The organism is Thermoclostridium stercorarium subsp. stercorarium DSM 8532 (assembly GCF_000331995.1).
In the GTDB taxonomy this organism is placed as follows: domain Bacteria; phylum Bacillota; class Clostridia; order DSM-8532; family DSM-8532; genus Thermoclostridium; species Thermoclostridium stercorarium.
On sequence record NC_020134.1, the window covers coordinates 808857 to 834441 of the forward strand.

Below are 25585 nucleotides of genomic sequence, written 5' to 3' on the forward strand. Positions count from 1 at the left end.
ATCAATCACAATATCCTAAAAATTAACAATTTTCTTGACATTGTTTAAAGTTGGTGTATAATGGGAATGTAAGCGCTTAAAACTGCGCTTGGAATCTTTCCTCCGATAAAGGCAAACCTGCTGAAAGGCAGGGGCGCAAAGCCATAGGGCCTAAAGCGTAATGCAATGGCAGCCTGGCTACCGAAGGGAGAGATTTTGGTGAAAAAAGTCACGGCTATTTTAATATTTATGTTAGTGTTCCCTTTTATTTGCACTGTTGAAGGACAAGCCTACGGAGGGTTTTTATGCAAGGACTGCCTGGAGCATGGAATAATAGGCATCCAATATCCGACAGAGGACGGTATACGTTACAAGGTAGCCATTTCGAAAGGCCCGGAAACATATTACTATGACTACTTCGGAAAGGGAACTGAATATTTTCCTCTTCAGTTTGGAAACGGTGAGTACAACATAGCTTTGTTAAAGAATGTTACAGGTAATAAATACATGGTAGTACAAAAGGATACCGTACAGCTTAATCTGGCTGACGAAAATACCGTTTATTTGCAGTCGGTGCAGAATATACGCTACAAACCTGAAATGAAGGCTGTTTTGAAGGCTAATGAGCTGACATACGGGCTGAGTGGTGCATTCGAAAAGGTAAAAGCTGTGTACGAGTACGTTGTTTCAAATATTGAATACGACTATAATGCCGGTTTTTTGTCGGACAAGCAGTATATACCCGATATTGAAAGCACTTTCATAAATAAAAAGGGAATTTGCTATGATTATGCATCACTGTTTGCCGGAATGCTGAGGTCAGTGGGAATTCCTGCAAAGCTTGTTATGGGGTATTCCGAAAACGTGGAAGGGTACCATGCATGGAATGAAGTGTTTATTGACGGCAGTTGGGTTACTATAGATACGACCTATGACGCGACTGCCGGGCAAGGTAAAAATGTAAAAATGATTAAGGATAAAAAGGAATATCGGACCATAAAATATTATTGAGAACCGTTAAAATATTTGAACAATGACATTGAATGAAAATCCACCTTTTAGGGGGGGGGGAGGTGGATTTTCTTAAGCCTGATGTATTTAACAGGCTTTTTTTGTTTAATGACCTTGCAGCGCAAATACAATATGTTATAATTGTGAGAAGGAATTCTTAGAAAACATTGGTTGCAAAGGCGGGGAAGAAAAACGGAACAGATAAGGCTTCAGAAATATTTGGCTCAATGCGGTGTAGCTTCCCGAAGAAGGGCGGAGGAACTGATACGCCAGGGAAAAGTTCGGGTGAACGGACAGGTTGTAACCGAGATGGGCGTAAAGGTTTCACCTGACGATCATGTGGAAGTGGATGGCAGACCTGTTAAACCTGAAAAGAAAAAGGTCTATATTCTCATGCACAAACCGCGGGGCTATGTTACAACGGTAAGAGATCCCGAAGGAAGGAAAACGGTAATGGATTTGCTTGAAGGGGTCAGGGAGCGGGTATATCCTGTAGGGCGGCTTGACTATGACACGTCAGGTCTTCTTCTGCTGACAAACGACGGAGATTTTGCAAACCTGCTCATGCATCCGAGAAATGAAATATTAAAAGTGTATGTTGTAACGGTGAAGGGTAGGCCCTCGGAGGAAGCACTTGAAAAATTAAGAACGGGTATCAGGATAGACGGATATGTTACGGCTCCCGCTTTTGTGAGGGTTCTGGATGAGTATGAAAACAAAACTAAGCTGGAAATAACCATACACGAAGGCAAGAACAGACAGATAAGAAAAATGTGCGAAAAAATAGGCCATCCTGTGGTAAGGCTTAAAAGGATTGCGTATGGCACTTTGGAACTGGGGGATTTAAAGCCCGGGGAATGGCGTTATCTGACCGACAGGGAAGTAAAACAGCTGACGGAGAAGGTGCAATATGGTACAGAATAAAGTTCAACCTTTTTTTATTTACTTCAAAAAAATGATGAAATTTTATGATCTTAAAGCCAGGGGCGTACCACAGGTGCTTTTTGTGCTTCTTTTGGCGGTATCTTTTGGCCTGGTGCTTTTAGTACGGCCTTTGGTGCTTGATTATACCATCTATGTGCAGCAGGTATACAATGCCTATATGGATATTTTGTCGTCTGAAAATGCTGAGGATCCTTCATTATTGTTAAAAAAAATCATGGAGCTTCAGAATTCGGAAACCTTTTCGCAGCTGATGTCCTCGTCAGTAAAAATTATCGGTTTTTCGCTGCTGCAGCAGATTTTGTTAAAATTGTTATCCTATTTTTACCTTGGAGCATATCTTTGTGATCTGGAATACGAAAGACCATCGATGTCTTGTTATCTTAGGAAATTTTTAAAGGCATTGCCTCGGTTTATAGGGTTTAATTTGTTTTTCTATCTGGGGCTGGTTATTGTTTTTATTGCCGTCACTTTCCTTTTTGCACTGATTACGGCACTGGTACCCGTATTGTATTTCGCGGTGAACCTGGTTATTTTCCTTATTCCCGTAGTGTGGTTTATTATTCAGGTGATATTTATATTCAAGGATATTACATTTCTTGATACAGGTGTTTCGATATGGCGTAATTTCAGATTATCGGCAGGATTATCTTCCGGAAACAGGTTTACCATAGCTAAAAACATAATATTTATTGTGTGTTTAAATCTGGTTATACAAATGTTTTCGTTTGAATCCCAGCTTGTCACTCTGTTTATTGTCTCTTTCCTTGAGGTTATTATCCTTTTGATTAAGCAGAGGCTTATTGCACTGATGTATTTAAGCCGTACACGGAGGACAGGTGAAAACACTCCGGCAGAAGTATCTAATTAAAATTCTATGTATTGGAGGACGGGAATATGAAGTTGGAGCACATTGAGAATTTTGATCCCCAGATTGCGCAGGCCATTTATGATGAAGTGGAAAGGCAAAGAAGCAAAATTGAGCTGATTGCTTCTGAAAACTTTGTAAGCAAAGCTGTTCTGGAAGCATTGGGGACACCTCTTACCAATAAGTATGCCGAGGGTTATCCCGGGAAAAGATATTATGGTGGCTGTGAATATGTGGATGTGGTAGAAAGGCTGGCAATTGAACGGGCGAAAGAACTTTTTGGGGCAGAACACGTAAATGTACAGCCTCATTCGGGAGCTCAGGCCAATATGGCGGTATTCTTTGCCGTGCTCAACCCGGGAGACACTTTTATGGGCATGGATCTGTCGCATGGTGGGCATCTGAGCCATGGTATGGCGATTAACATGTCCGGAAAATACTTTAAAGCGGTACATTACGGTGTAAGAAAGGATACCGGTTTTATTGACTATGATGAGGTCAGGGAGCTTGCTCTAAAGTACAGGCCCAAAATGATTATCGCCGGAGCAAGCGCTTATTCCAGAGTGATTGATTTCAAGGCGTTCAGGGAAATCTGCGACGAAGTTGGGGCATATCTCATGGTGGATATGGCTCATATAGCCGGCCTTGTAGCCGCAGGTGTGCATCCGAGTCCGGTTCCGTACGCCGATTTTGTTACGACGACAACTCACAAGACCCTTCGTGGTCCGAGAGGCGGAATGATCCTTTGCAAGGAGAAATACGCAAAAGATATTGATCGTGCCGTATTCCCGGGAATTCAGGGCGGCCCGCTTATGCATGTAATTGCGGCAAAGGCGGTTGCGCTTAAGGAAGCTTTACAGCCTGAATTCAAGGAATACCAGATGCAAATAGTGAAGAATGCAAAAACCTTGGCAGCGGCATTACAGGAACAGGGTTTTGAAATTGTTTCCGGAGGTACCGACAACCACCTGATGCTTGTGGATCTGACAAATAAAAACATTACAGGCAAGGATGCTCAGCAGCTGCTTGACGAGGTGTATATTACGGTTAATAAAAACGGTATTCCTTATGACACCAGAAGTCCTTTCGTAACGAGCGGAATACGGATCGGAACACCCGCTGTAACGGCAAGAGGTATGAAAGAAAATGAAATGAAGGAAATAGCGGTACTTATTTCAAAAACACTGACTGATTTTGACAGGTACAAGGATGAAGTTATCGGAGCGGTCAGGGATTTAACCAGAAGATTTCCGCTTTATGAATAGGTGACGGGAAAATAAATTTGATAAACCCGGATCATTGACAAAGTCGAGCCCAGTGTTTATAATTTAGTTTGTTGACTTTTTAAAGCCGGAGGAAATTATGGTAGTTGATATATCGGAAGTTGTAAAGGTACCAGGTACGGAAATAAAAATTAATAAGTCCGGCGTTATTGAAAACTTGACTGATATTTATGGCAGTATTTCAGTTGTCGGGCCTGTAACCTTTGATGGGGTTATTGCAAACATGGACGGCGTGTTGCATCTTGAGGGTGATGCTCGCTGTACGTATGTTACCAGTTGCGATTATTGCAATAGTGAAATTGTAAGGGACCTGAAAGTCAAAATAAATGAAGATTTGGTTGACGAACAGAAGGGCAGTCCCGAGGAGGATCAGTACACATTCAGCGGCAATGTGCTTTACCTTGACAAGATACTGTCTGATCAGATTGTGTTGGCAATGCCGTTGCATCACAGATGCAGCAACAATTGCCGGATAATTTGCGAAAAATGCGGAAAACCCATCACCGGTGAGGGATGTGGCTGTAGAGACGATAACGATGGACAGCCCATTGACCCGAGACTGGCCGCTTTAAAAGATTTATTGGAAAAGAAAAATACCGATTAGGCAGAATAATGCCGAATACCGGAACGGAGGTGTAACAAATGGCAGTACCAAAAAGGAAGGTATCAAAACAAAGAAGAAACAAGAGAAGAACACATTATAAAATCGATGCGCCAATGCTGGTTTTGTGCCCTCAGTGTCATAGTCTGAAAATGCCGCACCGCGTTTGCAAGGAATGCGGATATTATAATGGAAAAGAAATTATTAAAGTTGAAGCATAACAGGACACTTTTCAATAATGGCAGCAGCTTGAATATTACATTAAAACGCCTGGACGCTCTGAAGGAAGGCCTTTTAATGTAAAGATTCGGTGCTGCTATTATTTTTATCGGAGCTTGAATAGCCTACGGAGGGATAATGAGTAACCTTAAGATTTGCGAAGTATACAGCGGAAGTATTGCCGAAGAAGCGGGTATAGAAGCAGGGGATATACTTCTGTCGGTTAACGGGCAGAAAATCGTAGATGTGTTTGACTACCGGTTTTTAACCCAGGATGAAAAACTGACTCTGGATGTATTAAAACCTGACGGCAATATTCTGAGGGTTGATATTGAGAAAGATGAGTTTGAGGATATCGGCCTTGAGTTCGAAAATCCGCTGATGGATGAAGAAAAAAGTTGCAGGAATAAATGTATATTCTGTTTTATAGATCAATTGCCCAAAGGAATGAGGGAATCTCTGTATTTCAAGGATGATGACGCACGTCTGTCGTTTTTGTTCGGAAACTATATTACAATGACCAACATGGGAAAGGATGACATAGACAGGATAGTTAAATATCATATGTCACCCGTTAACGTGTCAGTGCATACAACGAATCCCGAACTGAGATGCAAAATGCTTAACAATCGGTTTGCTGGCGACGTTATGGAAAAAATGAGAATTCTGGCCGATAATGGTATAACGTTGAACGCACAGATTGTTTTATGCAGGGATATAAACGACGGCAATGAACTGGATCGGACACTGACTGACTTGTCGTCGCTGATGCCACAGCTGAACAGCATATCGGTGGTACCGGTCGGGCTTACTAAATTCAGGGAAGGACTTCCGGTTCTTAAGCCATTTGACAAAAAGTCAGCCGTTGACGTGATAGCGCAGGTGGAAAAGTGGCAGGAATTTTTTCTGAAAAAGACAGGGAGCAGAAGAGTATTTTTGGCTGATGAATGGTATCTGATGTCGGACACGCTGCTTCCTCCTTACAGCCATTATGAAGATTTTCCGCAGATTGAAAACGGCATCGGTATGGCTGCATCTCTTATTGAGGAGTTTAATTGGGCGCTGTCAGGGGAGAAGAGCCGTACAGTGAGGAAAACTGTCAGTATTGCAACCGGAGTGCTTGCCGAAAAGATTATATCCGATATTGCGAAACGTGCCGAAGCACATTTTCCGGGGTTGAAAATACTTGTATATCCGATTGAAAATAATTTTTTCGGGAAAAGTATTACCGTTTCAGGACTTTTGACGGGAACCGACATTAAAGAGCAGCTGTCCGGCAAGTTTCTGGGTGATGTTCTGTTGCTGCCGTCCAATATGTTCAGGGCGGGTACGGATATTTTTCTTGATGACATGACATTAAAAGAACTTGCTTCCTTTCTTGGTGTTAATATTGAGAAGGTGGATGTCGACGGAGGAGAACTTCTCAGGCATTTGATTTTATAAAGGCAAATTTTAGCAAATGAATTTTGAAATTCCATTTTGTTTATGTTATAATCAAACAAAAAGCCTGTTTCTGTTAAATTTCCTCGTTATAGCGTATATATATTTTCTTCCGGCCATATAATAAAAAAGAGGTTTGGGGTTATAACATGAAAGAAAAACTTGTTGTTGGCCAGTTTAACGACTCGTTTGTACCTGTTATGGACGGGGTTACAAACGTGGTGAAAAACTATGCTTACTGGCTGGATAAAAAATACGGCGAATGTTATGTAGCCACACCTGCATATCCAGGTTATGTGGATAGAGAGGAGTTCCCGGTATTGCGTTATTACTCTATTCCTCTGAAGAAGCGGGAACCGTACCGAATTGGGCTGGAATTGCTTGATATAAATTTCCGTACGATGATAAAAAGCATTCCTTTTGATATTGTCCATGCCCACTGTCCTTTTACTTCGGGTGTTGTTGCGCTGCAAATAGCAAGAAAAAATAACATCCCTATTGTAGCCACATTCCATTCAAAATTCTACGACGATTTCAAACAGGTTTTGAAAATAGACGCGTTTGCGAAATTTTGCACCCGCATAGTAATGGAATTTTTCGACAAAGTGGATCAGGTCTGGACGGTAAACAAGAGTACCGCCGATACATTGCGTGAATATGGCTATAAGGGGGACATAGAAATAGTACCTAACGGCACAGATTTTGTCATGCCTGAAAACATGGACAGCCTTATAGAGGAAACAGAAAATAAACTGAATTTAAAGAAGGACGATCTTGTTTTTCTGTTTGTAGGCCAGCATATCTGGCAGAAAAATGTAAAGCTTCTTGTGGATTCGCTTAAGATTTTGTCAGACAGGAACGTGGATTACAAAATGTTCTTTGTCGGTGACGGATATGCGAAGGATGAACTGGAAGCCTATGTTAAGGAATTGGGGCTTACCAACAGAATAACCTTTTTGGGAAAAATTCTGGACAGGGATTACCTTCGCTCATTATTTGCAAGGGCTGACTTATTCCTGTTCCCTTCGGTATATGACAATGCGCCCATTGTGATCCGTGAGGCTGCTGCCGTTGCGACGCCTTCCCTTGTTATCGCAAACAGCAACACGGCCGAAGGGATAATAGACAACGTAAACGGGTTTTTAAGCGAAAATGACGCGGAATCTTACGCAAACAGAATTATAAGCATAATTAAGGACAGAGATTTGCTGAAAAAAGTCGGGGAAAAGGCGAGAGAAACAATATACAGGGACTGGGAAAGCATAGTGGATGAAGTATACCGGAGGTATCTGGAGATTATCAGAATTCATAAAAAAGTGAACAAGATTTCATAAACAGCCGGGCTGGTATTGAAATATCCGGTTTTTTAAAATTAAATATTCCATAGATTCGGCCCGGAATCTTGATATATTTTTTTTATCCTGTAATATGATTAATCAGTGGACAAACTATTATTCTGTACAATTGGACTGGTGGTATTAATGGATTATTTTTTTATTATAGCTCTTGCAGTCGGACTTGCGATGGATGCATTTGCGGTATCGGTATCGTGCGGATTGTGTGTTATTAAAAGACGTTACTGGCATGCCGTACGGGCAGCTCTTTTTTTTGGCTTTTTTCAATGGGGAATGTTGTCCTTGGGATGGCTTTCGGGTTCAACGTTCAGAACATTCATAGAACCCGTTGATCACTGGATTGCATTTGTGCTGCTGACTTTTATCGGAGTGAAAATGTGGAAGGAGTCCACGGAAGAAGCCGAACCTTTGGATTTGACAAGTGTCAAACTGATGCTGACACTCTCGGTGGCTACGAGTATAGATGCATTTGCGGCAGGTATAAGTATTACAGCCCTCGGTTATCCCATTGTATTACCGTCGATTGTAGTAGGAACCATAACATTTTGCCTGTCTTTCGCCGGGGTTTTGCTCGGCTGCTGGATGACCAGCTACACCAAATTCAGTAAATATCTGAACCGGCTGGGCTCGGTTATTCTTATAGTAATCGGCACGAAAATTTTAATTGAGCATCTGCTCAGTTGACCACGGTGTAATTGGTATCGACAAGTTTAAAGGGTATCTTTCCGTTTTTTAATCCGCTGGAAAGATACACCTTTTTGTCCCGGGTTATCATAATTGCTTCGGCATTTTCAAGGCTTTCTATTAATTCCATTCCCTTACCAAGCCCGAGGAGAAAGCATGTAGTTGATAATCCGTCGCACATTGTGGATGAAGGGGAAATTATAGACACCGATGCAAGCTCGTTGTCTTCGGGGTACCCTGTTTTTGGGTTTAAAATATGATGATACCTTTTTCCGTCAGCTTCAAAATAGCGCTCGTAAATTCCCGAAGTAACAATGGAAGTATCTTTTAAAGACACTGTCGCCATATAATCCCCCTGAAGGCCGAAAGGATCCCTTATTCCGATTGTCCAGTCAGAACCGTCGGGTTTGGTGCCGTAAAGATAAAGGTTTCCTCCAAGATTTAAAAGGGCCGACTCAATCTTTCTTTCACGTAAAACCGATACAAGCCTGTCTGTAATAAAACCCTTTGCAATTGCGCCTGTATCAAGGGACATGCCTTCGGCAACCGAAACCGACATGTTTTCTCTGTTAAGGGATATGTTCCTGTAACCTATTTTCTCTTTGGCCAAATCTATTTCACGCTGGGTCGGAACCCTTGGATTTTCCTGATTAATACCCCATAAATCCACCAAAGGCCCTATGCTTATATCGAAAAGACCGTCGGAAATTTCACTGAAATAAAGGCTTTGCTCTATTAATTCAAAAGTATCTTCCGACACATTTACGTAAGTACCGGCATTATTGTTTATCTGTGATATCTCACTGTCTTCTGCATACTTGCTGAACTTGTTCTCAAAGGCCTGTATTTTGTCAAAAAGTTCACTCATTACATCTTGTGAATTTTTATTATATATTGTTATTTCCACCAGTGTATCCAGAAGAAACCTTGATTCTTTAAGCGGTTTTGCCTGGCTGCATGCAGTAAACGTTAAAAAAACAAAACATATGAGTAACAAACAAACCTTTTTCAAGTGCAATTACCCCTTAGCCTGTTGTTTTTGTATGTAACAATCCATATTTACCCTTTGACTTAAATAATTATAACACGTTTTTAATGGCAGTAATAACAGTTTGAAGAATTATTGCATTGCTGTTAAAATGTTTTTGTAATAAAAACGCTAAATCAGGGTATAAAACACGTATGAGGAAAAAGGACATTTTTTTAACAGCGGTATTCCTGATAGCCGCAGCGATACTGTGGCTTTTTATGAACACGGTGCAGGAGGATGTCGGCACCGGCGAAGTGGTTATATATAAAGACGGTGAGGTTATGGAAGTGGTTCCGTTAACCGCCGAAAAAACCGTTGTCATAGAAGATGAAAACGGTAACAGAAATGTTGTACGGGTGGAGGGCGGAAAAGCGGAAATGACAGAGGCGAACTGCCGGGATCAGGTATGTGTAAACACCCGGCCCGCCAGGAAAAGCGGTGAGTCGATAATATGCCTGCCAAACAGAGTGGTGGTAGAAATAAGGAGTACCACTGAAAATGTAATTGACGGAGTTTCGGAATAATGAATCATAGGGACGTTAGAAGGATGACTTTATCTGCAATACTGACGGCTGTTGCGATTGCAATTCATTTTGCTGAGAGCCTGTTTGCATTGCCTGTAGCAATACCGGGAATTAAGCTGGGTTTATCGAACATAGTTTCATTGGTGGCGCTGTATTTGCTGGGACCCTTGGTATCGTTTGTGATATTATTGCTCAGAGTTTTTATGACATCTTTTTTGTATGGAGGTTTTTCGGCATTGATTTTCAGCCTTGCGGGCGGTATTTTGAGCATCGCGGCAATGACTTTAGTATGGAAATACAGGAACAAGGGGTTTGGTATTGTCAGTGCCTCGGTAGCAGGAGGGGTTTGTCATAATATAGGCCAGATTCTTGCTGCCGCAGTGGTAATGCGGACCAAATCGATTTTTTACTATCTTCCTGTGCTTATTGTAACGGGCGTTGCGACAGGGATTATAACAGGAATAGTGGCCGGAATTGTGATACCCAGGCTTAGGAACGTATACTGTAGGGACGAATGATACGGTCTATCACAAATTTTTGACTTGAGAATATACTGATACTATCAGTAAACAATAAGCCTGGGGGTGCCCTTCAATGAGAATAATAGTATTAAAAATGCCTCGGTTTCTGGGAAGTATTCTGAGAAGAGTTTTTAACATTCACTAATACATATGAGAATATGAAAATGATGAGAATCATAATTCCTATCATTGACTCAAAAATAAAACAAACCCCCGGTTTAAAAAACCGGGGGTAAGTTTTTCGTGCTTTGGAACTGCCGTTAGTTTTAAAACATAATATTCGGGCAAATTAAACAGTATTTTTATGGGAACGTATGCAGCTTGTACATACGGCCATTCTCTTTGTTACTCCGTTAATCGTAAGTCTTACTCTCTTTATATTGGGTTTCCAGGCTCTATTTGTTCTTCTGTGTGAATGGCTGATCTGGTTACCGAACAACTGCCCTTTTCCGCAAATTTCGCATTTTGCCATTACAACACACCTCCTTAAACTCTTCACGTCCTTAACATCGGTGGGTATCCAAGAAACATAAAACTATGGTTACTCCATAACAAAAGCTTTAATAATTCTATCACAAGCATAACGATAAATGCAAGCCTTTTTTAAGGCATTTTTTTAGCGTCTGGCCGCCATTTGTTTTTTCATAAAGTTTAGTCGGTCATTAATGAAACTACAGTAAATATTCACGGTATGTTATTGTAAAACGGTTGCCGAATCATAACCTCCCTAAAAATCGGAATCGGTTTTGGTTTAAAACAATCAGATTACTTTTCCACTGAGGATTAATGGTATAAAATATAAAAAAGAAAAAAATTTTTGCCGGTGTGCATAGCATCAATATCCTTATACCGAAAGACAGGCTAAGGGAAAAATTCGGAAAGGACAGATTTTCGTTGGACTATACAAGAATAAATCCGATATTGGGAAGAAGCGTTCAGTCGGTCCAGCAGGTTGGAAAGGCCAGAGCACAGAAACTAAATAAACTGGGGATTAAAACGATAGGCGACCTTATAACTTATTACCCCAGGAATTATGAAGATCGAAACAAGGAAAAAAAGGTTTCGGAACTGGTAAACGATGACGAGTGTGCCGTAATACTCAAGGTTGTGTCAGATATTTCGCTGAACAGGCCGAGAAGCAATCTGCGCATTTATAAAACTCTGGGAGTTGATGATACCGGTTATGTAACTTTAACCTGGTTTAATCAGGACTATGTCACCGAAAAAATATTAAGGGACAAAACTTATGTTTTTTTTGGAAAGGTTAAAAGGGCGGGAATTTATGTTGAGATGGTAAACCCGATATTCGAGGAAGTGACTTCCGAAAGGAAAAAAACAACGGGTATTCAGCCTGTTTATCCTTTAACGGCAGGAATAACCCAGAGTTACATGCGAATGATACAGAGAAATGCCCTTAACCTTGTGATTGGGAAATTGACGGAAATACTTCCTGAAGAGCTTAGAAGGCGGTATTCTCTTGCAGAAATTAATTTTTCCCTGGAAAACATTCATTTTCCTTCAAGTTTTGAGGATAAGGAAAGGGCACGGAAACGGCTGGTTTTTGAGGAATTGCTGATGCTGCAGCTTGGGCTTTTGCAGCTGAAAACCAAACAGACGGCGGTTTCGGGCATAAAAATGGAAAAACGGTCTTTGGTGGACCGGTTTATAGAGCAGCTGCCCTTTCGGCTGACCAATGCCCAGCTTAGGGTATACCGCGAGATAGAAGAGGATATGACAAGCGGTGAAAAGCAGATGAACAGGCTTATTCAGGGGGACGTTGGGTCAGGGAAAACCATAGTGGCTGCGCTGGCAATCCTGTTGACGGTATTAAACGGTTACCAGGCTGTTTTCATGGTCCCAACCGAAATACTTGCCGAGCAGCATTATCGAAGCATTACGCCGCTGCTTGGGAATTACGGCGTAAAAACGGCGCTGCTTACCGGAAGCGTAAGCAGGAAGGAAAAGGAGAAAATAAAGGAAGGTATAAGAAACAACGAATACCATCTCGTGATCGGAACCCATGCCCTTCTTGAAGAGGATGTGGAGTTTGCCAGACTTGGCCTTGTTGTTACCGACGAACAGCACCGTTTCGGCGTAAAACAGAGGGCTGTATTGGCCTCAAAAGCCAATCCGCATATACTTGTCATGACGGCAACGCCGATACCGAGAACCTTGTCGCTGATACTTTACGGCGATTTGGATATATCCGTCATCGATGAACTTCCGCCCGATCGCAAGCCTGTTAAAACATATGCGGTTGACGAGTCGATGAGGGCAAGGGTATATAATTTTATCCGAAAAATGGTGCAGGAAGGCAGACAGGCATACATAATATGCCCTTTGGTTGAAGAATCGGACGAAATTGAGGCCGAAGCAGCGATGACCATGGCCAAAAGACTGGAAGAGAAGGATTTGAAAGGATTGTCCATTGGCCTTGTTCATGGCAAAATGAAATGGAAGGACAAGGAAAGGGTAATGAGTGAATTTGCAAAAGGCAATATTCAGGTGCTGGTGTCCACAACGGTTGTGGAAGTGGGTGTAAACGTCCCGAACGCGACGATAATGGTGGTGGAAAATGCCGAAAGATTTGGCCTTGCCCAGCTGCATCAGCTCAGAGGCAGGGTCGGAAGGGGAGAACACCAGTCCTACTGCATCCTGTTTTGCCAGAGTAAGAGCGAGATAGCTCTGAAACGTATGGAAATAATGACGAAGTATAATGACGGCTTTAAAATCTCGGAAAAGGATATGGAGTTAAGAGGCCCTGGCGATATATTCGGAGTCCGCCAGCATGGCCTTCCTGAGTTTAAAATAGCCAATTTGTACCAGGACATGGAGATTTTAAAGGAGGTACAAAGGGCAGCGGAGGATATTATAAAGAATCAGAAGCTCAGCGAGAAAGAGGATTACAGAAAACTTAAGGAACATTTGCTTGTGATGTTTGAGGATAAGCTGAAAGAGGTTGCGTTAAACTAAGAAATGACGTTTTTCCAAAAAAATTCATGATGAGGGGGAATTCATATAGTCAGAGTAATAGCAGGTCAGGCAAGAGGGATGAAGCTGAAAACTCCCAAGGGCTTGAATACACGCCCTACGGTTGACAGTGTCAAAGAATCGATTTTCAATATTTTGAATCCGTATATACCCGGCAGCAAAGTGCTTGATTTGTTTGCCGGAACAGGAGCTTTGGCGATAGAAGCTTTAAGCAGAGGCGCTGAACTGGCCTATTTCGTTGAGGAGAACAGAAATTGCTGCAATATAATACGGGAAAATCTCGCCCACACCAAATTCCTCGATAAGGGTGTGGTTTATTGCCGCAAAGTCAGCAATTTTCTCAGGGAATTCAATCCTGAAAACATAAAATTTGACATAATTTTTATGGATCCTCCTTATTCCCGTAATTTTATACAGGAAACTCTACAACTTTTAATGGAAAATGATATAATAAATGATAAAGGAATTGTGGTTTGTGAACACCACAGAAACGAGATGCCGTCTGACAGTATTGGTAACTTGAGAAAAATAAGGGTTAAAAATTATGGGGATACGAGGGTTTCCTTTTTTGTAAATGGTTAAATTCGTTTGGAAAATTATAACCTTTGACGTGACGATATATTATACATAATTAACATGAGAGGGGATTTTACATTTGAGAATTTTTGTATACCCGGGCAGTTTTGATCCTGTCACCAACGGACATCTGGATATAATAGATCGTGCTTCGAAATTATGCGACAAGCTTATCGTTGCTGTGCTTATAAATCGCAGTAAGTCACCTGCTTTCACAATGGAAGAAAGGGTTTCCTTTCTTAAACAGGTGTTACAGGGAAGAAACAATGTGGAAGTCATTCCTTTTTCAGGGCTGCTGGTGGATTTCATGAAACAGCAGAACGCCACAACGGTTATTAAAGGACTCAGAGCGGTATCGGATTTTGAATATGAATTCCAGATGGCTTTGTTGAATAAAAACCTTGATCCCAATATAGAAACCCTTTTTATGATGACCAATATAAAATATTCTTATCTCAGTTCAAGTGCGGTAAAGGAAATTGCATCCTACGGAGGCGACATAAGGGATCTGGTTCCGGAACAGATTGTTGACCAGATTTACAACAAGCTGAGAAAGAAATAATGTTTTCAAGGCTTGCCGACACATCGCGGGTTTTTAAAGAGATGCAATGAAATTATGCCAGGGGGAAATAGGATGGAGATTCTAACTTTATTGGATGCATTGGAGGATGCAATTGAAAATGCGGTTTCAGTGCCTTTCAGTGGTAAGTGTATGGTGGACAGAAATGAAATTTTGGAGATTATTCAGGATATACGTTTAAAGCTTCCCGATGATCTTAAACAGGCGAAATGGATCAGCAAGGAACGTTCCCGCATACTTGCCGAAGCTCAGCAAGAGGCGGATAATATCATAAAAAACGCCGAAAGCCGTATATCCGCGCTGGTGAATGAACACGAAATAAGCCGCAAGGCACAGGAGCAGGCTGAGACTATTATAAACAATGCAAAAAAGAATGCCAGGGAAATCCGCCTGGGCACTCGGGAATATGCGGACAGTATTCTTGGCAAGGTGGAGGAAATGCTTACCGAAATGCTTGAAATTGTAAAGGAAAACAGGAATGAATTAAAACAGAAATAGCTTTACTGAAGCCTGCGCTGTTTCTTACCGTGACGGTGGGCAATCAGGAAGTACATAATCATAATCGACAGTATTAAAATATATACCGGCATGATTGTTTTGGAAGTTCCGGTATCATAAATGTTGTCAGTATGAGACATGACCGGAACGGTGCGGTTGATTAAAAACAGTCCTGTGAATAATGATGCGGCAAAGCCGTGAATCAGTTTCCCGAACAGATATTTTTTCAGTTTTATTTCGGGAGGACAGAAAAAGGTAACCTGTGTAAAAACCGAAAAACCGCCGAATCCGCAAAGGAATGAAGTAAGCAATATTTTCAAATGCACAGGTATTGCCATTGAACGGCTGAGAAGATACAGGCCGTATGTTATTTCAAAACTTCCGGCGGTTATTATTTTTATGTAATCGGATATATTTAAGCCTGTCACAAAGGCGATTAAGCTGCTTAGAAGGGTAAAAAAACCCGCTGTTTCGAGGGTCTGCACCAAAACAGCAAAGAATACTATTGTTCCGCATATTCTGAGAAGAACTGCCGTTGAATCTATGATCGCGTCGGTCAGCATGTGACTTGAAAATTCGATTTTAACCGGCATTTCACTTGGTACATTAACATTTTCCTCTGAATTGTCTTTGAAAATAAAGCGCTGAATTATTCCAACGGTAAAACTTGCCATTATGTGGCACAGAAGAAGAATAAGCCCCAGTTCCGGACTGTTGAAGTATCCGGTTCCCACTGCCCCGACAATAAACAGAGGGCCTGAGTTGTTACAGAAACAAAGAAGACGTTCCGCCTGTTTTTTTGTAATCATACCCTTTTTATACAGATCGGATGTGTATTTTGCGCCGGCAGGGTAGCCGCTGAACCATCCGGCAATGATTGGAAATGCAGCCGATCCGGGGAGATTGAAAAGAGGTCTGATGACAGGGCCGAATATACGGCCTATGGCTGAGATCGCACCTGTGTTTAAAATCAGGCGGGATATTATGAAAAAAGGAAGAAGGGTCGGAACAATTACCTTTAAACAGAGTTCAACCGCCTTCTGTCCTGAGGACAGTACTCCCTCGGTGTCGGAAATTAACAGGACGAATAATCCCGTCAGTATGATGATTATCATAAAACCGCGAATATTTGATTTTTTCATAATCGTATCTCCGGTTTTTATTTTTGATAAATGTAAGACATTTCTGTCTTTATATAACTAACTATATGGCATGAAATTAAATATAATGACACCCATAAAGGGACAGATGACTTAACCGGACGGGAAACAAGAAAAGCCGTGGTTTTGTTTCTGTGTTTTCAGCATTAACCTGATGTGGTATAATATCTGTATTAGTTACGCATATTTTTTATTGTTTTGTTGACAGAAATTTTCCGAATTTTAAAACCTGTTAAAAAAATTATCGTATAGCAAAAGTGAACAGTACTATTACGCAATAAGAAGGAGGGTAATACCAATGTCTGATGAAAAGAACGTCACGGTAAATCAGACTGAGACCCAGGAAGCCGTTAAGACCGAAAATGAAGGCTTGGGAGAAATCCGTATTTCAAGCGAGGTTGTTTCCATTATAGCCAGTAATGCAGCCATGGAAGTTAAAGGTGTGTCCAGCCTCAGCGGCGGAATCGCAGGTAACATATCCCAGGTGCTTGGCAGGAAAAATCCCTTTAAGGGCGGAATAAAAGTTGAGATGGGTGATAATAACGAGGTTAATATAGATCTTAATGTTGTGGTGGAATACGGCGCGAGAATTCCCGATGTGGCATGGAAACTTCAGGAGCGGGTGAAGCAAAGTGTTGAAAGCATGACAGGACTTCATGTTAATGAAATTAATGTCCATGTTCAGGGTGTAAGCTTTGAAAAGGAAACCAAAAAGGCAGAGCCCGAAACCCAGGACGCCGAAAAGGATGTAAAATAATTATATGTTCGGGTATATAACGCCGGATAAACCCGAATTGAAAATTTGGGAGTTTGAGGTTTTTCGGGGATATTACTGTGGAGTATGCAGAGCAATGGCCAAAAAGGCAGGGCACAGGGGAAGATTTGTTCTTACCTATGACTGCGCCTTTTTGGCGTTGCTCATGGATTCGCTGGAAGACGGGCCTGTTTCCGGAAAGCAGAGAAGATGCCTTTTCCATCCGCTGAAAAAAAGGTACATTGTAGACAGTAATTCCGCTGTGGAATACGCGTCAGACATTAATATACTTCTTTCGTATTATAACCTAAAAGACAAATGGCAGGACGAAAGAAACCTTTTGGGACCTGCCGGTATGGCCGTCCTGAAAAAAGGCTACGGAAAAGTTAAAAAGAAATATCCTGAACTGGCAGCGGAAATTGAAAGGGAACTGAGCAGGCTTCATGAACTGGAAAGGCGAAAGTGCGACAGTATTGATGAAGCGAGCGAGCCCTTTGCAAGGATGATGCAGACAGTTTTTCAGCAGGCAAGGGCTTCGGAAAGGATAGGCAAGGTATTGGGATGGATTGGATACAACCTGGGGAAATGGATATACATTCTGGACGCCTATGATGATATTGAGGATAATATAAAAAACGGCTCGTATAATCCACTGGTAGTGCAGTATAGGTATGAAAGCAGTGAAGGAGTTAATTCATTCAGGGAAAGGATAAAGGAAAAAGCCGAATTCATATTGATTTATTCTCTGAGCGAGCTTGAGAAAGCATTTTCCCTGCTGGATATCAGAAAAAACAAAAGCATTTTGGATAATATCATATACAGAGGGTTATTGGTTAGAACCCGTAATGTATTACAGATGGGAGCAGATTGCCATGAAAAATCCGTATGAAGTTTTGGGGCTGAAAGAGGGCGCCAGCGTAGAGGAAATAAAAAAAGCATACAGGGAACTGGTTAAAAAATATCATCCCGACAGGTACAGGGATAATCCCCTTTCCGATCTGGCTGAGGAGAAACTTCGTGAAATTAATGAAGCATATGATTATTTAATGAAAAATATGAATAATAATCAGCAGAAACAGCAGCAACAGCAGCAGTATCAGTACCAGCGTCAGCATCAAGGCCAGAGCACGGGATCGGGGTATTACGGCGGTTATTCAGCCAACAGCGACTATGTCTATCAGATAAAAATGCTGATACAGAACGGTAATTTCATTCAGGCTCAAAGAATGCTCGATGCGATGCCGGTACGCGATGCCACCTGGAACTACCTTCAGGGGCTGCTTTTCCTGAAGCGTGGCTGGTATGAGCGGGCAAATGCGCATTTAAGAAGAGCGGTGGAAATGGATCCCAGCAATATGGAGTACCGAGATGCCCTGAGCCGTGTCAATACTCAGTATAATGCCTACCGTTATAATCCTAATTTCTATGGAGCAGGGTATCGTCAGGGCCCTGATATGTGTCAGATTTGCGGAACTTTATGGTGTGCCGACAGCATCTGTGAATGTTTAGGCGGAGATTTGATCTCATGTTGCTGATAAAGAAGTTAGCTTTTTAGCCTGATTTTGAAACAGTTGATTCAGGAGCATTCATATGGGTAGTCCGACGGGAATGAATTCGAAAAAAATCGCGATTTCAGGAATACTTACGGCGCTGAGTTCAGCCGTATTACTGCTTGAAAATATATCGCCCACCGGGAAATTGGGGTTTTATGTACTGGCAGCATTTTTGCTGTCAGTTGTTATTATGGAGTGCGGTATCGCATATGGTTGGGCAAGCTATATTGCGATATCGGTTGTTTCGTTTTTGATAGTACCCGAAAAAACGGCTGTTTTGCCGTATGTTATATTTTTCGGGATTTATGCGCCGGTAAAAGGGCATATTGAAAAACTCAGCAGACCGGTAACGGAATGGATATTGAAGTTTGCCTTTTTCAACCTTTCGCTGTATTTTCTGTGGAATGTGGCGGTGAATGTTTTAAATCTGATACCGGGAAGGCTGTTTGAGCTTTTTCCAATGGCGGTTATAATAATTATGCTTCAGGTATTGTTTTTCTTTTATGACTGGCTTTTTTCGTTATGGATTCAGTATTACATTCATAAAATCCAACCCAGAGTAAAGGGAAATTCTCTATAATTTCATATTTGTCTTTATTTCACTAATATTTCATTTTTATTTAAAATATTTGTCTTTTCTTACACTTCGTTAAATCCTCTTGCAGTATGTGAATATTTATGTAAACTAAAAATATATATTGTTTTCGGGTTTCAGACTTACGGAAACGGACAAGCAAGGGAGCAATATATCATACGGGGGGCTGTATAGGTGCTGAGAAGAGTTATTACTTCAAAGGTTGTTGTTTTTTTTGTTTTTTTTGCTTTGTGTTTTGGAGTGCTTCAGGTTTCAGCCCAGGACAAGAGTGAGTATTATCCCTGCGATATGCGGCTTTTTATTGACAATCAGCCGGTTGGAACAAACATTGGTTTTCTTGTTCAAAACAACAGTTTGCTGGTGCCGCTGGATACGGTAGAGCTTTTAGGCGCCACATATGAATGGAATCCCGAAATGTGGCAAATTGTAATTAAAACAGAAAGTCGGAAACTGACAATGTATCTTGCAAATTATAACTGTGCGAACGGAACAAAACTTGAAAAAATGCCTGCTCAACCCACTTTGTATAACGGCACGGTAATGATACCGATAAGGTTTGTGGCTGAAACTTTGGGAGCAACAGTGGCATGGAACGGCAGGACAAATTCGGTGTTTATTTCGACTACCGGGGAAATACCCGACGATTTTTACGGCCAGTACGGAAAACTATTTCTGAATAGAGTAATAGTACTGGATCCCGGGCACGGCGGAAGTGAAACCGGCGCAGTCGCATACAACGTTAAGGAGAAAGACCTGAATCTGCAGGTGGCCAAAATTCTGAAGGGTATGCTTGAACAGGCGGGGGCAACCGTATATATGACCCGGTATGATGACAGTTATGTCGGGCTTTATACCAGGGCTGATATAGCCAATAATCTTAATGCCGACCTGTTTTTGAGCATTCACCATAACGCGTCTTCCAATACTGGAGCCAAGGGAGTTATGACTTTATATTATCCGTATTCGAAAAATAATAAATTTAACGGGCAGCATTTTGCTGAAATTATACAAAGAAATCTGGTTAAAGATTTAAACGCAAAGGATTGGGGTATTATACCAAGGCCCAATCTGGTTGTTACAAGGGAGACAAAAATGCCGGCCGCTCTTGCAGAACTGGGCTTTATGACCAACAAATCCGAATTGCAGAGAATGCTTACATATGAATTTCAGTATCAGGCAGCAAAATCTCTGTTTAACAGCATAATTGAAGCACTTGAAGCACTACGGAGATAAAGACGGGATATCCCGTCTTTTATTTTATCCGTTCTTTACCCTTTTGAAAGCTTGAAGCAGTTCTAATGTATGTTATAATTATAATCGTTTCTACAACCCATTCCAGATTTGAAAGGTTTTTAAAATGAACGACAAAGTTTTTAGAATATTGGAATTCGACAGAATAATTGAAAAACTGAAAGACAGGGCTTCAAGCACGCTTGGAAAGGAACTGGCTGAAAAGCTTGTGCCTTCCACCGATTATGAAGAAATAAAGCGGACACTTAGAGAAACTACAGATGCCGTAACCTGCATTTTAAGGAAAGGCTCACCGCCATTGGGCGGAATTCATGATATAAGGCCGTATATTCAGCGTGCCGAGGCAGGGGGAATGCTGTACCCAGGCGAACTGCTTAAAATTGCCGATGTTCTTCGTGTGTCAAGAAACCTGAAAAACTATGTTTCCCAGGACAAAATGGAACTTGAGGAGACCAATACGGTATATGTCCTGTGCAGCGGCCTGGGAACGGACAGAACCCTTGAAGAAAGGCTGAACCAGGCGATTGAAAACGAGGAGGAACTGTCAGATTATGCAAGCCCTGCCCTTGCGGCGATTCGGCGGGATATACGCCGTATGCAGGATGCGGTAAAAGACAAGCTCAACAGCATTATCCGTTCGGCCCAGAACAGAAAAATCATGCAGGATGCGGTTGTTACGTTGAGAGGGGATAGATATGTCATTCCTGTAAAGGCCGAATACCGCAGCCAGTTTCCGGGTCTGGTCCATGACGTGTCTCAAAGCGGAGCCACCATTTTCGTTGAACCCATGGCGGTTGTGGAACTGAACAACGAAATACGCCAGTTGAAAATAAAGGAAGAACGGGAAGTAGAGCGTATTCTGACAGAATTGACCGGAGAAGTCGCCAAAATCTCCGAAATGCTGAAAGCAAACGTAAAACTTCTTGCGCTCATTGATTTTGTTTTTGCCAAGGCAAGGCTTAGTTTGGATTTGAAAGGTACTGAACCCGTTCTCAACAAAGAGCGCCGGATTGTTATCAAAAAAGGGCGGCATCCGTTGATAGATCCTGCGGTTGTTGTGCCTGTTGACATCAGCCTTGGTGAGGATTTTACAACAATGGTGATTACAGGGCCTAACACAGGCGGTAAAACGGTTACGTTAAAAACCATGGGCCTTTTTGTGCTGATGACGCAGGCGGGGCTTCACATCCCTGCGGCCGAAAACAGTGAAATGTGCGTGTTCACGAAGGTTTTCGCCGATATAGGGGATGAGCAGAGCATAGAACAGAGTCTTAGCACATTTTCAGCGCATATGACCAATATAGTGGGTATTCTCAGGGAGGTTGACGAAAATTCCCTTGTTCTTTTTGATGAACTGGGAGCGGGGACCGATCCGACCGAAGGAGCGGCGTTGGCTAAGGCAATCCTTGACAGACTGACAAAGCGCGGTATAAGAACAATGGCCACAACCCATTACAGCGAACTGAAAATCTATGCGATGACAACCCCGGGTGTACGGAATGCCTGCTGCGAGTTTGACGTGGAGACTTTAAGACCCACATACCGCCTGTTAATCGGGATACCGGGCAGAAGCAATGCGTTCGCCATTTCCCTGAGGCTTGGGCTCGATGAGGGAATTATCGAGGAAGCCAAAAGATTCATGCGCGGAGAAGACATACAGTTTGAAGAATTGCTGTCGGATATACAGAAAAACAGGCTTGAGACAGAAAAAGAACGTGAAAGGGCGTACCGGGAGCTGAAGGAGATTGAAAGGCTTAGGCAGGCCGCAGAAGAACAGAGAAAGAAGACTGAAGATGAAAAAGAAAGCATTCTGAATCAGGCGAGGAAAGAAGCAAGGGCAATTCTTGCAAACGCCAGAAGGCAGGCCGAAGAAATAATGGAAAGGCTGAAAGAGCTGGAAAAGGCTTATCAGCAAAGGAATATTGACAGGGAAATGATGGAACTGAGGCAAAACTTGCGTAAAACAATGAATGAACTGGACGCGCAGATGGCTGAAACGATACTGCCCAGGAGAGGAGACGGCAAGCCGCCTGAAAATCTTAAACCGGGAGATACCGTGATGATTATAAACCTCAACCAGAGGGGAACGGTGCTGGAAGCGCCTGACAAGGACGGAAATGTTTTAATTCAGGCGGGAATTATGAAGGTGAAAATGCATATTACCCAGCTTAAACCTGTTGACGAACAGCAGGAGGTTATGAGTACCATTCAGAATACGAGAGTCAGAAGTGTAAAAAGCAAAAGCATAAGCCTTGAACTGGATATACGGGGACTGACTACCGAAGAGGCCAGAGAAAGAATTGACAAATACATTGATGACGCTATAATCGCAGGGCTGCACGAGGTGTCAATAATACACGGAAAAGGAACCGGGGCTTTGAGAAAGAGTGTCCACGATTTCCTGTCAAGGCATCCCCATGTGGAAACCTTCAGGCTTGGTAAATACGGAGAAGGGGAAACGGGTGTAACAATAGTAAAACTGAAAGAATAGAAGTCTGTCATTAAAAGTCGAAGAAGTTGTCAAAAGCAATTTCTTCGATTTTTTGTTCATTCCATGCTATTTACATAAATATTCATTAATGTATAATATAATATCAAAGCCTAAACTAAAGATTTAATTTTTATATAACATGTTTTTAGGTAGTACGGTGGAGTTGAAATAATATGATACTGAATGCAGGACGGCCCGGTACGGATAATGTCTTATAAGCCATGTCGCGGTTTTCATGCATGAAAATAAAAGAGCTGAATCGGTTTTTATATTTGTAAATCCTCATACGAAGCAAGAAGCATTATTTTTTTATATACATAACAAGGAGAGAATGCCCATGAAAAAATTAATGCTTGGAAACGAAGCCATTGCAAGAGGAGCCTATGAGGCGGGAGTAAGAGTGGCGACGGCATATCCCGGCACACCAAGCACTGAAATTACCGAATGTATTGCAGAGTATGACGAAATCTTTTCCGAATGGTCGCCGAATGAGAAAGTGGCATTGGAGGTCGCAATAGGAGCGTCGGTAGCAGGAGGACGCGCCATATGCTCAATGAAGCACGTGGGGCTTAATGTTGCTGCGGATCCGCTTTTTACCGTTTCGTATACAGGAGTTAACGGCGGTTTGGTAATATGTGTTGCGGATGATCCGGGGATGCACAGTTCGCAGAACGAACAAGACAGCAGGCATTATGCCAGGGCTGCGAAAGTTCCGATGCTGGAACCTTCGGACAGCCAGGAGTGTAAGGATTATGTTATAAAAGCCCTGGAACTTAGTGAAAAATTTGACACCCCTTTTATAATCAGGCTCACAACCCGTATATCCCATTCACGGAGCCTTGTGGAGCTTGGCGAAAGGGTCGAAATTCCTCTGAGGCCGTACAAAAAAGATATAGGGAAATATGTTATGATGCCTGCGATGGCAAGAAAACGCCATGTCATCGTGGAAGAACGGATGAAAAGGCTTGAGAATTTCGCGGAAAGCACTGATCTTAACCGGATAGAATGGGGAAGAAGCAAAGACACAGGCATAATAACAAGCGGCATTTGTTACCAGTACGCTAAAGAGGCTTTTGGTGATGAGGCATCATATCTTAAACTGGGAATGGTTTACCCGCTACCGGAAAAACTGATCTCTGAATTTGCGTCAAAAGTGAAAACATTGTATGTTATTGAAGAACTGGATCCGTTCATAGAGGAATTCCTGAAACAAAGGGGTATTCGGTGCATTGGCAAGGAAAAGCTTCCGTTGATCGGAGAATACAGCGCAAGTTTAATACGCAGGCAACTGCTTGGGGCAAAGGAGGAATCTGACGTTTCGCAAGACAACATCCCTGCAAGGCCGCCGGTACTTTGTCCTGGATGTCCTCACCGCGCTGTGTTTTATGTTTTAAGGAAAAACAGATTAACAGTTACCGGGGACATTGGATGTTATACGCTCGGTTCAATGGCACCCCTCGAAGCTATGGATACCTGCGTATGCATGGGAGCAAGCGTCGGGATGGCCCACGGAATGGAAAAAGCGCTGGGGAACGACGCCGGCCGCAAACGTGTGGCTGTAATCGGCGATTCTACCTTTATCCATTCCGGAATAACGGGGCTTATAGATATTGTGTATAACAAAGGGACATCGACGGTCATAATCCTTGACAATTCAATAACGGGAATGACGGGTCATCAGCCCAATCCGGCGACAGGTTACACCATAAAGGGTGAAAAGACACGTCAGGTGGACCTGGTAAAGCTTTGCAGCGCAATCGGCGTCGACAGGGTGAGGGTCTGCGATCCGTTTAAGCTTGATGAGTTTGACAAAGCCGTCAAAGAGGAAATTGCAGCCGAAGAACCCTCGGTAATTATAGCCCAGCGTCCGTGTGCACTGTTGAAGGCAGTGAAATATGAAGGAAAAGTGGTGGTCAATGAAAATAATTGCAGACACTGCAAAGTTTGTATGGGCCTTGGTTGTCCCGCAATTGCGGACACAGGAGAACGTGTCAGGATAAATGAGGATTTGTGCGTTGGATGCGGGTTGTGCCTTGAAGTATGTAAATTTAATGCACTGGAAAAGGTAGGTGGCGGCAATGGGTAATGTATCCTTTCTGATTGTAGGGGTTGGCGGACAGGGAACGCTTCTGACAAGCCGCGTGATTGGCGCCGCTGCCGTTAAGGCAGGTTACGACGTTAAGGTGTCGGAAGTTCATGGCATGGCACAGCGTGGCGGAAGTGTTGTTACATATGTGAAAACGGGCGAAAAGGTGAATTCACCGGTAATTGAAAAAGGAGAGGCGGATATTCTTCTGTGCTTTGAAAAGCTGGAGGCTTTAAGATGGCTTGACTTTGCCAAAAAAGACGGCGTGATCATAGTAAATGATCAGAGAATTGATCCGATGCCCGTGATCACCGGAAAAGAAAAATACCCTGATAACATAATTCAACAGCTTAAAGCGGCAAGGCGGAACGTGTACGCAATTGATGCCCTTGAAACCGCGAAAGAGCTGGGAAATATCAAAGCTCTTAATATAGTCATGGTGGGTTTTCTTGCAAGAAAAACCGGAATTCCAAAGGAAACATGGCATGAAGCCATTCGGGAAAATGTCAGGGCCAGTTTTGTGGACCTGAATATCAGGGCTTTTGATGCAGGCTATGAAATGGCGGAAAGCTGTATGAATTAGAATTGGAGGA

Annotated in this window: 26 protein-coding genes and 1 riboswitch; of the genes, 23 read left to right on the top strand and 3 right to left on the bottom strand. The window is 42.4% G+C overall.

Annotation, left to right across the window (positions count from 1 at the left end):
- The first annotated feature begins 100 nt into the window (after positions 1 to 100).
- A riboswitch (cyclic di-GMP riboswitch) is annotated at positions 101 to 185 on the top strand.
- A gap of 13 nt (positions 186 to 198) precedes the next feature.
- From CST_RS03580 to CST_RS03620, 9 genes are all read left to right on the top strand, one after another.
- A complete protein-coding gene (locus CST_RS03580; protein WP_015358466.1) occupies positions 199 to 990 on the top strand; it encodes a transglutaminase-like domain-containing protein in 792 nt (263 codons plus the stop codon).
- A gap of 171 nt (positions 991 to 1161) precedes the next feature.
- Complete coding sequence (locus CST_RS03585; RefSeq protein WP_237266372.1) at positions 1162 to 1914, top strand: pseudouridine synthase; 753 nt, start codon at positions 1162 to 1164, stop codon at positions 1912 to 1914.
- Positions 1915 to 1945: 31 nt separating this feature from the next.
- Positions 1946 to 2803, top strand: a complete 858-nt coding sequence (locus CST_RS03590) for a hypothetical protein (protein ID WP_242823588.1) — start codon at positions 1946 to 1948, stop codon at positions 2801 to 2803.
- A gap of 26 nt (positions 2804 to 2829) precedes the next feature.
- Complete coding sequence (gene glyA / locus CST_RS03595; protein ID WP_015358469.1) at positions 2830 to 4065, top strand: serine hydroxymethyltransferase; 1236 nt, start codon at positions 2830 to 2832, stop codon at positions 4063 to 4065.
- Positions 4066 to 4162: 97 nt separating this feature from the next.
- The gene (locus CST_RS03600; RefSeq protein ID WP_015358470.1) at positions 4163 to 4687 is read left to right on the top strand and encodes a YceD family protein; all 525 of its coding nucleotides are present in this window, start codon (positions 4163 to 4165) and stop codon (positions 4685 to 4687) included.
- A gap of 38 nt (positions 4688 to 4725) precedes the next feature.
- Positions 4726 to 4905: a 50S ribosomal protein L32 gene (gene rpmF, locus CST_RS03605; protein WP_015358471.1), complete on the top strand. Its 180-nt coding sequence runs from the start codon at positions 4726 to 4728 to the stop codon at positions 4903 to 4905.
- A gap of 136 nt (positions 4906 to 5041) precedes the next feature.
- Positions 5042 to 6346: a DUF512 domain-containing protein gene (locus CST_RS03610; protein ID WP_015358472.1), complete on the top strand. Its 1305-nt coding sequence runs from the start codon at positions 5042 to 5044 to the stop codon at positions 6344 to 6346.
- Positions 6347 to 6492: 146 nt separating this feature from the next.
- Complete coding sequence (locus tag CST_RS03615; RefSeq protein ID WP_015358473.1) at positions 6493 to 7677, top strand: glycosyltransferase; 1185 nt, start codon at positions 6493 to 6495, stop codon at positions 7675 to 7677.
- Positions 7678 to 7824: 147 nt separating this feature from the next.
- The gene (locus CST_RS03620; protein ID WP_015358474.1) at positions 7825 to 8382 is read left to right on the top strand and encodes a manganese efflux pump MntP; all 558 of its coding nucleotides are present in this window, start codon (positions 7825 to 7827) and stop codon (positions 8380 to 8382) included.
- Here the strand turns inward: CST_RS03620 and CST_RS03625 are convergent.
- On the bottom strand, positions 8375 to 9400 hold the full coding sequence (locus CST_RS03625) for an FAD:protein FMN transferase (RefSeq protein WP_015484913.1): 1026 nt from the start codon (positions 9398 to 9400) through the stop codon (positions 8375 to 8377). The two genes, CST_RS03620 and CST_RS03625, sit on opposite strands and share 8 nt — an antisense overlap.
- A 164-nt stretch (positions 9401 to 9564) precedes the next feature.
- Here CST_RS03625 and CST_RS03630 point away from each other — a divergent pair, with 164 nt between their 5' ends.
- The gene (locus CST_RS03630; protein WP_015358476.1) at positions 9565 to 9936 is read left to right on the top strand and encodes a NusG domain II-containing protein; all 372 of its coding nucleotides are present in this window, start codon (positions 9565 to 9567) and stop codon (positions 9934 to 9936) included.
- On the top strand, positions 9936 to 10454 hold the full coding sequence (locus CST_RS03635; RefSeq protein WP_015484914.1) for a Gx transporter family protein: 519 nt from the start codon (positions 9936 to 9938) through the stop codon (positions 10452 to 10454). Before CST_RS03630 ends, CST_RS03635 begins: the two co-directional genes overlap by 1 nt.
- A gap of 292 nt (positions 10455 to 10746) precedes the next feature.
- Here the strand turns inward: CST_RS03635 and rpmB are convergent, their stop codons facing one another.
- Positions 10747 to 10929, bottom strand: coding sequence for a 50S ribosomal protein L28 (gene rpmB, locus CST_RS03640; protein ID WP_015358478.1), 183 nt, complete (start codon positions 10927 to 10929; stop codon positions 10747 to 10749).
- A gap of 353 nt (positions 10930 to 11282) precedes the next feature.
- Between rpmB and recG the strand changes: the two genes are divergently transcribed.
- The 4 genes from recG to CST_RS03660 all read left to right on the top strand — a co-directional run bounded on the left by recG (position 11283) and on the right by CST_RS03660 (position 15102).
- Positions 11283 to 13430, top strand: coding sequence for an ATP-dependent DNA helicase RecG (gene recG / locus CST_RS03645; protein ID WP_015358479.1), 2148 nt, complete (start codon positions 11283 to 11285; stop codon positions 13428 to 13430).
- Between the two features lie 57 nt (positions 13431 to 13487).
- The gene (rsmD, locus tag CST_RS03650) at positions 13488 to 14030 is read left to right on the top strand and encodes a 16S rRNA (guanine(966)-N(2))-methyltransferase RsmD (RefSeq protein WP_257745854.1); all 543 of its coding nucleotides are present in this window, start codon (positions 13488 to 13490) and stop codon (positions 14028 to 14030) included.
- Positions 14031 to 14103: 73 nt separating this feature from the next.
- Positions 14104 to 14586, top strand: coding sequence for a pantetheine-phosphate adenylyltransferase (gene coaD / locus CST_RS03655; protein ID WP_015358481.1), 483 nt, complete (start codon positions 14104 to 14106; stop codon positions 14584 to 14586).
- A gap of 72 nt (positions 14587 to 14658) precedes the next feature.
- Complete coding sequence (locus CST_RS03660) at positions 14659 to 15102, top strand: hypothetical protein (protein WP_015358482.1); 444 nt, start codon at positions 14659 to 14661, stop codon at positions 15100 to 15102.
- 2 nt (positions 15103 to 15104) lie between these two features.
- Here CST_RS03660 and CST_RS03665 read toward each other — a convergent pair whose 3' ends face one another.
- Positions 15105 to 16244, bottom strand: coding sequence for a nucleoside recognition domain-containing protein (locus tag CST_RS03665; protein WP_015358483.1), 1140 nt, complete (start codon positions 16242 to 16244; stop codon positions 15105 to 15107).
- Positions 16245 to 16560: 316 nt separating this feature from the next.
- On the opposite strand from CST_RS03665, the gene CST_RS03670 reads away from it, so the two are divergent.
- From CST_RS03670 to CST_RS03705, 8 genes are all read left to right on the top strand, one after another.
- The gene (locus CST_RS03670) at positions 16561 to 17019 is read left to right on the top strand and encodes an Asp23/Gls24 family envelope stress response protein (protein ID WP_015358484.1); all 459 of its coding nucleotides are present in this window, start codon (positions 16561 to 16563) and stop codon (positions 17017 to 17019) included.
- Between the two features lie 4 nt (positions 17020 to 17023).
- Positions 17024 to 17905: a DUF5685 family protein gene (locus CST_RS03675; protein WP_015484917.1), complete on the top strand. Its 882-nt coding sequence runs from the start codon at positions 17024 to 17026 to the stop codon at positions 17903 to 17905.
- Complete coding sequence (locus CST_RS03680; RefSeq protein ID WP_015358486.1) at positions 17889 to 18551, top strand: J domain-containing protein; 663 nt, start codon at positions 17889 to 17891, stop codon at positions 18549 to 18551. The genes CST_RS03675 and CST_RS03680 overlap by 17 nt, the downstream gene beginning before the upstream one ends.
- A 55-nt stretch (positions 18552 to 18606) precedes the next feature.
- The gene (locus CST_RS03685; RefSeq protein WP_015358487.1) at positions 18607 to 19149 is read left to right on the top strand and encodes a hypothetical protein; all 543 of its coding nucleotides are present in this window, start codon (positions 18607 to 18609) and stop codon (positions 19147 to 19149) included.
- A gap of 189 nt (positions 19150 to 19338) precedes the next feature.
- Positions 19339 to 20397 (top strand): N-acetylmuramoyl-L-alanine amidase, encoded by a 1059-nt coding sequence (locus tag CST_RS03690; RefSeq protein ID WP_144050595.1) that lies wholly within the window; start codon positions 19339 to 19341, stop codon positions 20395 to 20397.
- Positions 20398 to 20521: 124 nt separating this feature from the next.
- On the top strand, positions 20522 to 22906 hold the full coding sequence (locus tag CST_RS03695; protein ID WP_015358489.1) for an endonuclease MutS2: 2385 nt from the start codon (positions 20522 to 20524) through the stop codon (positions 22904 to 22906).
- Positions 22907 to 23243: 337 nt separating this feature from the next.
- Positions 23244 to 24992, top strand: a complete 1749-nt coding sequence (iorA, locus tag CST_RS03700; protein WP_015358490.1) for an indolepyruvate ferredoxin oxidoreductase subunit alpha — start codon at positions 23244 to 23246, stop codon at positions 24990 to 24992.
- A complete protein-coding gene (locus CST_RS03705) occupies positions 24985 to 25575 on the top strand; it encodes an indolepyruvate oxidoreductase subunit beta (RefSeq protein ID WP_015358491.1) in 591 nt (196 codons plus the stop codon). Before iorA ends, CST_RS03705 begins: the two co-directional genes overlap by 8 nt.
- Positions 25576 to 25585: the final 10 nt, after the last annotated feature.